Origin of the sequence: Mesorhizobium robiniae (assembly GCF_040545535.1) — a bacterium.
Lineage (GTDB): Bacteria > Pseudomonadota > Alphaproteobacteria > Rhizobiales > Rhizobiaceae > Mesorhizobium > Mesorhizobium robiniae.
Genome location: NZ_JBEPMC010000005.1, coordinates 219,329 through 229,849, shown reverse-complemented (window position 1 = coordinate 229,849; position 10,521 = coordinate 219,329). Strand labels below are relative to the sequence as shown.

The 10,521-nt window shown below is 59.8% G+C and carries 8 protein-coding genes; 2 read left to right on the top strand and 6 right to left on the bottom strand.

Annotation, left to right across the window (positions count from 1 at the left end; genetic code table 11):
- Nucleotides 1-85 precede the first annotated feature (85 nt).
- The 3 genes from ABID19_RS15965 to ABID19_RS15955 all read right to left on the bottom strand — a co-directional run bounded on the left by ABID19_RS15965 (nucleotide 86) and on the right by ABID19_RS15955 (nucleotide 4,298).
- A complete protein-coding gene (locus tag ABID19_RS15965) occupies nucleotides 86-1,426 on the bottom strand; it encodes an adenylate/guanylate cyclase domain-containing protein (protein WP_354491960.1) in 1,341 nt (446 codons plus the stop codon).
- 235 nt (nucleotides 1,427-1,661) lie between these two features.
- Complete coding sequence (locus ABID19_RS15960; RefSeq protein ID WP_354491958.1) at nucleotides 1,662-3,005, bottom strand: nucleotide sugar dehydrogenase; 1,344 nt, start codon at nucleotides 3,003-3,005, stop codon at nucleotides 1,662-1,664.
- 114 nt (nucleotides 3,006-3,119) lie between these two features.
- The gene (locus ABID19_RS15955; protein WP_435528731.1) at nucleotides 3,120-4,298 is read right to left on the bottom strand and encodes a DUF3095 domain-containing protein; all 1,179 of its coding nucleotides are present in this window, start codon (nucleotides 4,296-4,298) and stop codon (nucleotides 3,120-3,122) included.
- Nucleotides 4,299-4,372: 74 nt separating this feature from the next.
- On the opposite strand from ABID19_RS15955, the gene ABID19_RS15950 reads away from it, so the two are divergent.
- Both ABID19_RS15950 and ABID19_RS15945 read left to right on the top strand, forming a co-directional pair.
- Nucleotides 4,373-5,461, top strand: coding sequence for a glycosyltransferase family 4 protein (locus ABID19_RS15950; RefSeq protein WP_354491956.1), 1,089 nt, complete (start codon nucleotides 4,373-4,375; stop codon nucleotides 5,459-5,461).
- Nucleotides 5,458-6,213 (top strand): polysaccharide deacetylase family protein, encoded by a 756-nt coding sequence (locus ABID19_RS15945; protein WP_354491954.1) that lies wholly within the window; start codon nucleotides 5,458-5,460, stop codon nucleotides 6,211-6,213. Before ABID19_RS15950 ends, ABID19_RS15945 begins: the two co-directional genes overlap by 4 nt.
- Before the next feature lies 1 nt (nucleotide 6,214).
- On the opposite strand, the gene ABID19_RS15940 is transcribed toward ABID19_RS15945, so the two are convergent.
- The 3 genes from ABID19_RS15940 to ABID19_RS15930 all read right to left on the bottom strand — a co-directional run bounded on the left by ABID19_RS15940 (nucleotide 6,215) and on the right by ABID19_RS15930 (nucleotide 10,518).
- Nucleotides 6,215-7,069: an MBL fold metallo-hydrolase gene (locus ABID19_RS15940; protein ID WP_354491952.1), complete on the bottom strand. Its 855-nt coding sequence runs from the start codon at nucleotides 7,067-7,069 to the stop codon at nucleotides 6,215-6,217.
- Nucleotides 7,070-7,285: 216 nt separating this feature from the next.
- Complete coding sequence (locus ABID19_RS15935) at nucleotides 7,286-7,735, bottom strand: cyclic nucleotide-binding domain-containing protein (protein WP_352936192.1); 450 nt, start codon at nucleotides 7,733-7,735, stop codon at nucleotides 7,286-7,288.
- A gap of 68 nt (nucleotides 7,736-7,803) precedes the next feature.
- A complete protein-coding gene (locus ABID19_RS15930; protein ID WP_354491950.1) occupies nucleotides 7,804-10,518 on the bottom strand; it encodes an ABC transporter ATP-binding protein in 2,715 nt (904 codons plus the stop codon).
- Between the last annotated feature and the right edge of the window lie 3 nt (nucleotides 10,519-10,521).

Sequence of the window (10,521 nt, the reverse complement as noted above, 5' to 3'; positions counted from 1 at the left end):
ACTTAGATTCGAAACGGTCGCAAGTTCCCTGGCGGAACCGGCGGCCAGGCTGCACACCAAAGGCGTTCCGGTCCGATCGTGGCGATTACTGGAGCTTCCTTGGGTCGGCGGCCGACAGCCGCGCGGCATTGCGATGAAGCAGCATGACCTGCTCGGCGTCCGATATTCGGTCGTAAATCGGCTCCAGCGCACCGTCTTCATCGAGCGCGAGAGCACCCGACAGATCGGGTGAAAGCACCGTCAGCTTCTGCTTGATACCAGCCAGTTCCTCCTTGCCGAGCGCCAGCCAGCTGTTGGCGCCGCAATAGCTGGCGAAGTCTTTGCTGGCGAGAACGCTGTGTGGATATTTCTTGGTCAGGGTCTGGAGGCGCTGGACCTCGTTTACAGCCGAGCCGAAGACAGAGAATGTGAGCCGGTCGGTAAGTCCGACGTTGCCGAACATCACGTTGCCGACATGCAGGCCGATACCAAAGTTTATGTCGCTCAACCCCTGCTGCTTTCTGCGCAGGTTGAGCTCCATCATGCGAGCGCTGGCCTTGTGCGCTGCCGCAAGAGCAGCCTGGCAGGCGATCTCGGACTGCGAGCGGTGCCTTTCGCAAGGGTAGACGGCAATGAAGCCATCCCCCAGGAAACTCATGATCTGCCCGCCTTTGCGATTGAAAGGCGCAGCAATGGCATCGAAAAACTGGTTCAGCGTATCGATATAGATTTCGCGGCCGGAGGTTTCCGCAAGCCTTGTCGACCCGCGCATATCGGCCATGACCAGTGCGGCCCGGATGGTGTCGCCCTCGCCGCGCTTGATCTGGCCGTCCAGTACGCGCCTGCCGGCGTCGCCGCCGAGATAAGTGGTCATCATGTTGTCGGCGAGCTTGGTGAGCACCGCCATCTTGGTTGCAATAGCGAGATGGTTCTGGATGCGCAGCAGCGCCGAGATCATGCTGTCGCTGAAGCCTGCAGCACTGTCGGTGGACCAAGACCCTAGCATGCCCTGACTGGTATTGCCGTTGAAGGGATGGACGAAAGCCATGTAATCGGTGACGCCCATAAGCCTTAGGTCATCGAAAACAGGAAACTCTGACCGCACCGACGGGTCGAGCCGGCGCCGCAGATGGTCGAGCTTGTTGCTGAGCAGATGGTAGTATGGGCTGGTCAGAAACCTGTCAGAATGAACGCCGTCCTCCTTGCGGAAGCCTTCCACTTCCAGGCCCTGGCCGCGAAACCAGGTGAAGCCAAGCGCGTCATAAAGCGGATGAAGCATCGAAAAGCTCAAATGCACCCGCTTCAGCGGCAGGCCGGCAGCAGCCAGCCGTTCACAAAAGCCTTTTACCAATGTTTCCAGGTCGTTGCCCGCCAGCGCCGATTGGGTCAGCCAATCGGCAACCTTATCCATGAGAATGGTGGAAATTTCTGCTTGCGCTGTGCTCATGTTATCTCGAAACCCGTCGAAGACGAGCCATCTCCTTTGATCCGCCATACAATCGAAGTCAATGAAGCCGGCTTCGCCGACAAAAGCCGGCGAAGAATTTCCCGGATGACTGTGCTTGCAGGAGGGAAGCTGGCGGAAACCGCATCTATCTCCCGCGACGTTATGTGGCGAGACTGCCGGCGGAGTGCAATCCCGATCCTGACATCGGGCAAAAAATTCGCCGGCTCGGCCACCGTTAGGCCTTCACCACCGTCCCTCGGGCTAGCCCGAGGCGGCCAAAAACATTGCGTGTGTCGACGATCAGAAGAGCGTGATCCGCGATCGACTGATAGTCGATCGCGTCGTGGTCGGTTGCAACGACGACAGCATCGAAATCCTTCAGGGCCGCCTCGGTCAGTTCGACCGAGCGACGCCCCTTGATCGCCATATGCTCCCGTGTGGTCGGGATTTCGGTAACATGCGGATCGTGGAATTCCGCGTTGCCCCCCCATTCCTCGATGAGTTCAATGAGCCGTAATGAAGGGCTTTCGCGGATGTCGGGGACATTCTTCTTATAGGCGAGCCCGATGATGAGAATGCGCGAGCGGCTGAGCGCCTTGCCGCAGCGCTGGTCCAGCGCCTTCGCCAGTTCATCGACCACATGACGCGGCATGGCCGTGTTGATCTCTGCAGCCAGCTCGATGAAGCGGGTCGGCAGTTCGTATTCGCGCGCCTTCCAAGTCAGGTAGAAGGGATCGATCGGAACGCAGTGCCCGCCAAGTCCAGGGCCAGGATAAAAAGGCATGTAGCCGAAGGGCTTGGTCTTTGCCGCCTCGATCACCTCCCAGATGTCGATGCCCATCGCACCGAGCACGACCTTCAACTCGTTGACGAGGGCTATGTTGACCGAGCGGAAAATGTTTTCCGTCAGCTTGACCGCCTCGGCGGTCGCCGTACTGGAAACTGGAACGACGGTCTTGACCACGCCCTGGTAGAAAGTCTCAACGAGCGTCGCCGCTTCAATGCCGTCACCCGCCACGACCTTGGGGATCGTCGCGACTTCAAAGCTGCGGTTGCCGGGATCCTCGCGTTCGGGCGAGAAGCCGAGGAAGAAGTCTATCTTCGACTGCAAGCCGGTTTTTTCCAGTATGGGCTTGATCACGTCGTCGGTGGTGCCAGGATAGGTGGTCGATTCCAGCACGATCAGCTGGCCGAGACGTAAGCGCTTCGCGATGGTGCCTGCCGTGTTCCTGACAAAGGAGAGGTCCGGCTCTCGGTATTTCGTCAGCGGTGTCGGAACGCAGATGATGATGACATCGCAGACGGCCAGTTCGGCAAAATCCGCGGTGGCGCGGAACCTTCCGCTCGCCACATGGTCGGCAAGGGCTGTCGACGTCACAGCCTCAATATAGGATTGGCCGTTGTTCAGGCTCTCGACCTTCTGGGCTTCGACGTCGAAGCCGGAAACCGGGAAGCCGGCGCGTGCGATCGCAACCGCCAGCGGCAACCCGACATAGCCCAGTCCGATCACGCCGACTTGCGCGGCACGTGTCGAAATCCGGTTCAGAAGACGGTCATATGTCGATCGTGAGGCGTCCAAAAATTCTGCTTCCCGTCAATTCGGACAGGCTGTCCGCACCTATGGCGAGGCTCACCATGATCCCGAGAACATGGCCGAGGCATATTGCGGAAAATCGGTTTCCGCAAGCCGTCATCAGACCGGCACCTTCGCCTTCAGGCTTGCGGCAGCCATCGCATAGCCGCCGGCGGCGCCATCGATGAAATGAACGTGATCGCGCTGCAGCGGCGACGCCACGAGGCATGTCATCAGGGCCGATTTCTGGCGGTGCAGGCCATAGTTGCAGATGCCCGCCGCTTCCGCCTGTTTCAGCCGGTTCTCGATCCGCTGCAACACATCCGCGTCAACGTCGATGGTCATCTTCAAGCCGTCGTCGAACTTCCGGAAATCCGAATTGCTGGCCACTTCGCGCTTGTAGATCTTCGGATCGAAACTGCCGATCGTCCAGCCATATCTATCCGTAACAGCCGTAAGCGTCATCAGGAACACTACCCACAGCTTCGACAGCCACCGCCATCCTGCCGGTGCCATGGCCCGCGCCTCGATATCGAGACCGGCGGGCAGAAAACTGTAGTCCGGCCCGTTCACCGGCACCGGGTGGCCATCGCGTTCCTGCCTGCCGGCAAGGGCGATGATGTCGGAAGCCAGAAACTGAAAACCGCGCAGGTCGCGCGACGCCCCCGGTACGGCTATGATCGAAACGATTTCGCCATGCCGGGCTTCGATCGGGTTCCAGCGGCAGGAGAGGCCGGTCAGATCCGGCCGCGCGCCGGCCGGCGCAGGATCGATGCGGTAGCGCCCCGCTTTCATCTCGGCTTCCGCCCAACTGCCGCCACCGCCGGCGAACATGGCATAGAAGACCGCATCGGAGGCCTGAAACCTCGCCACGCGAACGTCCAAGCCTTGCGCTCTTATATCCTTTATCGGCACGATAGCGGCACGCAAGGTCAGATCCAGTTCGTCCGCCACCCATCTCTGGACAGCCGCCAGCGCATTGCGGGTGATCTCCAGCGCGGAGCCAGGAAACGCCACGAGCGCGCCGTCGCCGCCGAAGACAAAGGGAAGATCTTGCCTGCCCAGGGCATTGAGCAGCGCCGAAATGACGCTGGCGCCGGCCATATTGACGGTTTTATAACGCCCCGCCTCGATCGCCTTGGTCGAGCCGACGATGTCTGCGGTAGCCAGCGCCCAGCCATCGGGGAGGGGCCGATAGTTATCGATATCAGCAACGCTTTCGAACCTTGCGAAGACCGGCAAAGAAGCGACAAACGGTTCGGACGCGGCAGCTGTTTCCATGAGCATCAGATAGCACATTCCAGTGCTTGAAGGTGAAGTCGATCATGCATCGAAATTGACTTGCGCAGTCTTTCCGATGATAGGGTCCGACGATGCGAATTGCTTTCTACGCGCCGCTGAAGTCACCCAATCATCCCGTTGCCTCCGGCGACCGCCAGATGGCACGGATGCTGGTCAAGGCGCTGGAGCATGGTGGGCATAGCGTCGAACTGGCATCCGAATTGCGCTTGTATCTACGCGAACCGGACTCGAAGAGTTTCGATGCGCTCAAGATCGAGGCCCAAGAGGAGGCCGAGCGGCTGACCAAGCTTTGGGATCGTGAGGGCAAGCCCGATCTCTGGTTCTCCTATCATCTCTATTACAAGGCGCCCGACCTGATCGGGCCCGAGCTGGCATCGGCCTTTGTTATCCCCTATGTGACAGCGGAAGCCTCCCATTCGAGGCGGCGCAACGCCGGCTTGTGGGCCGATACCCAAGCATTGGTGGCGCGAGCCGTCGAACAGGCAGCACTGAACATCTGCTTCACGCAAAGGGATCGCCAGGGATTGACAGATGCGATTCCCGACGCCGCTCTCGGTATGCTTTCGCCCTTCATCGACACATCAGTATTCCGGGAAACGCCGGCACGGGGTTGTCCTACGCGCCTCATTACCGTCGCCATGATGCGCGCGGGCGACAAAGTCGAAAGCTATCGGATGCTGGCGCAAGCACTCGGTTCGATCGGCCACCTGCGCTGGACCATGTCGGTCGTTGGGGACGGGCCTGCTCGTGACGAGGTCAAAGCTCAATTCGCCGGCTTGCCCGCCGACCGTATCGAATGGCTTGGCGCGATAGAGCCAGCCGCCGTGCCGGATGTCCTCTACAGCGGGGGAATCTATGTCTGGCCGGGTTACGGCGAGGCCTATGGCATTGCCTATCTTGAAGCACAGGCCGCCGGCCTTCCGGTGGTGGCCCAGGACATCGCCGGCGTGCCGGAAGTCGTGCGGGATGGTCAAACCGGGTTTCTCACCCCGCCGGGGGATGTGGCGGCGTTCGCTTCTGCCATTGAAAGGCTTCTGGCCAGCAACGACGAAAGAACTACCATGGCCGGTCAAGCCAGACGTTTCATCATCGAGGAACGTTCCCTCGCTCGTGCAGCGGCGCGTCTGGCCGAACTTCTTGCGAAGATCCCGGTTTCATGACAACCGATCAGATCTGGCAGCCCTTGGTGGAAGAGCTGGCTTGCTGGCGACGGGCGGGCCGCAAGGCAGAGTTCTGGCTGCGCGATGATGACGCCGTGGATCCGACGCCTGCGCTTGATCGGCTGCTCGAGCTCAGCGGTGAATTCGCGGTTCCGGTTACTCTGGCCGTCATTCCGGCTATGACTGATGAGAAGCTTGTCGTCCGGCTCGACGAGGCGCCGCATGCCACGGTCGCTATCCATGGCTGGGCGCACCGAAATCATGCGCCCGAGGACCAGAAAAAACAGGAGCTCGGCGCGCATCGGCCACGTGAGGCGGTGCTCGATGATCTGGCTCGCGGATTATCGCACGTAACCTGCCTGCACGGCGCACGTGCCGTTCCGATGCTGGTTCCACCCTGGAACAGGATCGACGCCGGGTTGGTATCCGACCTTGGATCAATAGGATTTGCGGCATTGTCGGTCTATGGGCCGCCGAAGCCGGCTTCGCTGGCGGTCATCAACAGCAATGTCGACATTATGGATTGGCATGGCACGCGGGGCTGCCGCGATCATCGCCTATTGATCCAGGCTATCATCGCGCAATTGCGGCATGCATTCGATGGCGGCGAACCGGTCGGCCTGCTCACCCACCATCTCGTACATGATGAATCGGCCTGGCTTTTCCTCGAACGGCTGTTCACAGTCACTGCACAGACTGAGGCCTGCGCATGGGTTCCGATCAGGACGTTGATCGCGGGTAGAGGAAAATAGCTCAGCGCTTTTTGTGCAATGACCTTGGAAATTTGAGCGTCTGGCCATCCCGCGCGGCAAAAGCGCCGGCAAACCTGTCTTTGGCCAGTTTCTCGATCTGGTCGAGTTCATCGTCGGTGCGTGTCGGATCGTGGTGGAACAACGCAAGCCCCCGCGCACCGGCCGCCTCACAGAGCTTGACGCCCTGTTGCCATGTCGAGTGCCCGTTACCGCGGCGGCGTTCCATTTCCTCCTCAGTGTAGGCACAATCATAAATGACGAGGTCGGCATCGTCGATCAGGCCGAGTACGGCCTGATCGAGTTTGTCCGGCTCGTGCTCAGTGTCTGTGATCACCGCCACGACGCGGCCGCCCCATTCGACCCGGTAGCCTATGCAGCCGCCCGGATGGATAAGACTGCCGGTTCGGACCACCACCCCTTCGCGCGGCCGAAGCACGTCTCCGGATACGAAATCGCGGCAGTCGAGCCCTGCCTTGCAGATATCCAGTTTCACCGGAAACCACGGCGGCCGCATGAACTCATCGAGCATCTGCCGGGTCGTCATGCGTCCTGCAAGATGCCCGGACCAAAGCGTAAGCTTGACGCTCCGGTCATAGATCGGCGCAAAAAACGGCAGCCCGATGATGTGATCGTAATGGCAATGGGTGAAAAGCAGGTCGAAATCGGTCACGCCCGACGCCCGAAGCGCCCCGCCGGCAGGCCGTAGGCCAGAGCCCGCGTCGAACAGAAGCGTATGCTTACCGCATCGCATCTCAACGCAGATTGTGTTGCCGCCATAGCGAGCGAATTCTGGCCCCGATACCGAAATGCTGCCGCGCACGCCCCAAAACCTGACCAGGAAAACATCGTCGTCCATGGTAGCCCTTCGCAGTCCCCGTCACCCATCGTAGCCAAACAACTGGTGCTAGAGCAATTCCCGGAAAAGTGTGAAATGGTTTTCCCGGGAAAAGCGCGTAGCGCTTTCCCTTGGGAATTGCGTCAAAACAAAGAGGCGAGACAGGTTTTCTCCGGGTGACCTTCTCAGCAAGAGGACAGTGCCATCACGACGGCGAGGATCGAACGCACGTCTTCGTTATTTGGCGCTTCGTGCGTCGATCAGATCCGCGGTCGTATGGCTTAGGCGATCGGCAAGAACACGCAATATCTCAATGGTCATTTCCGGGAACTCCCTCATAAGCCTCAGGAAATGATCCTTGCGGATTCTCAAGACTTCCAGCGGACTTGCCGCCCTGACGGTGGCAGTGCGGGAGCTGTTGCACAATATGGCGATCTCGCCAACAATCGAATTTGACTCCAGTTCGGCAACTTTTATCGGTCCACTGTCGGAATCGACCAGAATATCCGCCCTGCCTGAAAGGATGACATAGGCGGCGTCTCCCTCGTCGCCCTGCCGGAAAAGGATCTGGCCGGCGCTGTAGCTCACACGATCGGATGTGAACGCAAGCAGCTTGAGCTTCGTTGGCTCGATGGCGGAGAACAAGGGAACGCGTTGCAGCATTCCAACTTCATCCTTGAGCAGCATTGTCGCAAACCTCAAAATTCGCGTTGCCAGACTAGAGCAACGGACGCTCAGATGGAATGTCCCTTACTCTACGACAACAGTTCCTTGAAGATACCGTTCCCCGCCAAAAGTGACTCGTGTGTTCCGTCTTCCACCAATTGACCCGAGTCGAAAACGATAACGCGATCGAACATCGCCGCCATAGCCGGATTCGTCACGACCCATATAATTGCCGGTGAATGGCCGTCGCGTCTGGCTTCCTCGAGCACGTTTCGCAGCACCTTAGTCTGCATGCGCTGGTCGAGCGCCGACAGCGGCCGGTTGAGAATGAGAAAATCGGGACGCTTGAGCAGGGCCCGGGCAACATCGAGCTTCTGTCGCTGTCCACCGGTCAGCCGCCTGCCGCCGGAGCCGACGTTGAAGTCCAGGCCGACATCCAGAAGTTCGCCGTAGAGCCCCAGTTCGTCAAGAATGTCATAGAGGATGGAGCGTATGCGATCCGGCGCGTCGGGATGGCTGGTGCCCACACGCCCGAACAGGACATTATCCATGACGGTGGCCGCGGCAATGTATTTGGCAGGATCATACCGTTCGACGGCATTTTGCAGCTCGGGCGGCAGGTTTTCATAGAACCGGTTGCGTGCAGCGACGATCTTGCTCATGAGCTCGTCGCTCAGCAGGCCGAAGCGGTGCCGGGGCTCGATATAGGTAAAGCTCAAGGTGATGATCATGACGCGGTCGTTCTCCGAAACCGCCTCGTAGGGACGGTTCTTGAGCCGTTGCAGCAAGCTTTCGTAGGCGGGTATCTCCTCGGCGCTCATGAAGGCGAGCTGCTGGAAGAACTGGTGATCGGGCGGCAGGTCGGCGAACAGCTCGATCGACTGTTCGGCGATCTCCATGCCCATTTCGTAGAACGTGCGGTCGAGGCCGGCTTGCTTCAGCACAGAAGCAAAATAGGGATTGGCCGCCAGAGCCCTGTCGGCCAGTTCGGGGCCGGCGGCAGCGCCGAAGAGCAGGTTTTGGCCGATCGTTGCTTCCTTGTTGTACGCGCCCGGTTCGAAAGGAGCCACCAGTGCGCTCAGCCCTTCGTGTTCCAGCCGGGTTCGCAGCGCCGCACGCAATTCGACGATCCGCCTGGCAAGCTCCGTGTGACGCGTGAGGTCGGCCGAAGAACGCAAGCCAAGATCCAGAATGTCGCGCGACAGAACAACCGCGTCGAGCACCCGGCGCACGGCTTCAAAGAGGTCGTGCGGGCCGGTAGCGCCGGCGGAAGCATAGTTGATCCAGTCGCTGTGGATATCAAGGTCCGGATTGCCCGACCGACGCGCCTCGTCGATGTTCCAGCGGCGCTGGTCTGCCGCAGCACCCTCATAAGCCATCGATGTCAGCGGCGCATGCTTCAACCCGTATAGCAGGTTATCGCGGAGGCTAGCCTGGAACAGGAAAACATCCGACGAGGCATAGGACATGCGCCGGCCGGTCACTGCTTCGGGGAGTTCAAGAAGGTCGTCGGCGCCCGAAGCGACCCTTCCGCTGTCCGGCCGGTTCAGCCGCGCGAAGGCTTCTGCAAGCGCCTCCGCTCCACCTGTTGTGGTGCTGACCAGCGCCACCGTCTCACCCGGCTTGACCTGGAGGGAGACACGATCGAGGAGCATTGCACCGCCATCGTCTGCCATGGACAGATTGATGGCCGACAGGGGGTTGGTCATTGGAGCGGGATCGTCGATCGTCAACGCCCCGATTCTCGGCGCAATGAGACCCTCGACGGTAAACTGTTCAACGACCTGCTGATATTTGACCTGGACATCCTGCCGTGCCTGATCCCAATCGATCAGTTCCTTCATCGGTCCGGGCAGGTCCTTGTAGGCGCCGATCACGGCCACGAGCTGGCCGACGTCCAACCGGCCCTGGATGACCAGATACCCACCGATCATGTAGAACAAAAAGGGCGTGACCTGCGCGAGAAAATTGTTGAGGAACTTCACCATGAATTTCCATTGGTAAAGATCGAAGCGGATTTTAAAGATAAGCCCGAGCCGGGCAGCTATGTCGGCCCGCTCGTAGTTTGATGTGTCGTGGACGTGAACCGCGCCGATGCCGTCGACGATTTCGCCAACCCGGCCCGAAAGGGCGCGCGCCGTCAACTGCCGCTCGCGCCCGAGCACGATCAGCCGCCGCCGCATTCGAGGGATGAGCACGATCTGGATCCCCACGATCACGGCCGCTATCATTCCCAGCCAGACGTTCTGGACCATGATGAACAGCATGGCCGTCAGCGCCTGGCCGCCGAGCAGCACCGGCTGCACGAAGGCATCACCGATGAAGCCGCCCAGCGGCTCCACCTCGTCCTTCACCATGGTCGCCACTTCGGCCGATTTCACCCGCTTGAAGTAAACCGGCGGAAACCGCAGCACACGATCTACCAGATCGAAACGGATGCGCCGCAGCATGCGTTCGCCGAGGCGCCCCTTGTAGGTGTTGATGTAAAATTTGAACAGGCCGTTGATGATGACTAGCAGGAGGAACACAAGGCTCAGGGCAAACAGCGTCGCGTTGCGGTCGAGCTGAAAACCGGAGAAGAACTGGACCTCTCCAATGAACGGCAGGTTATAGTGTAGCCTCATGAATGGCTGGGTCGCGCCCGGTTGCTCGAAGCCGTCACCTTGGATCGGGCCGTTGACGATGAGCTTCGGCAGGTCGAAGGACATGAAATACGGGATCATCGAAAGCACGACGATCATCAATATCCAGAGTTGCTGCTTCTTGGTGTGCGTCCAGATATAGCGGGCTAGGCTGGGTTCCATATG

Coding starts and splice junctions, on each gene's coding strand:
- ABID19_RS15935 (WP_352936192.1), bottom strand. CDS start 7,735: ATGCTGCTCAAGGATGAAGTTGGAATGCTGCAACGCGTTCCCTTGTTC.
- ABID19_RS15955 (WP_435528731.1), bottom strand. CDS start 4,298: ATGTGCTATCTGATGCTCATGGAAACAGCTGCCGCGTCCGAACCGTTT.
- ABID19_RS15930 (WP_354491950.1), bottom strand. CDS start 10,518: ATGGAACCCAGCCTAGCCCGCTATATCTGGACGCACACCAAGAAGCAG.
- ABID19_RS15945 (WP_354491954.1), top strand. CDS start 5,458: ATGACAACCGATCAGATCTGGCAGCCCTTGGTGGAAGAGCTGGCTTGC.
- ABID19_RS15965 (WP_354491960.1), bottom strand. CDS start 1,426: ATGAGCACAGCGCAAGCAGAAATTTCCACCATTCTCATGGATAAGGTT.
- ABID19_RS15940 (WP_354491952.1), bottom strand. CDS start 7,069: ATGGACGACGATGTTTTCCTGGTCAGGTTTTGGGGCGTGCGCGGCAGC.
- ABID19_RS15950 (WP_354491956.1), top strand. CDS start 4,373: ATGCGAATTGCTTTCTACGCGCCGCTGAAGTCACCCAATCATCCCGTT.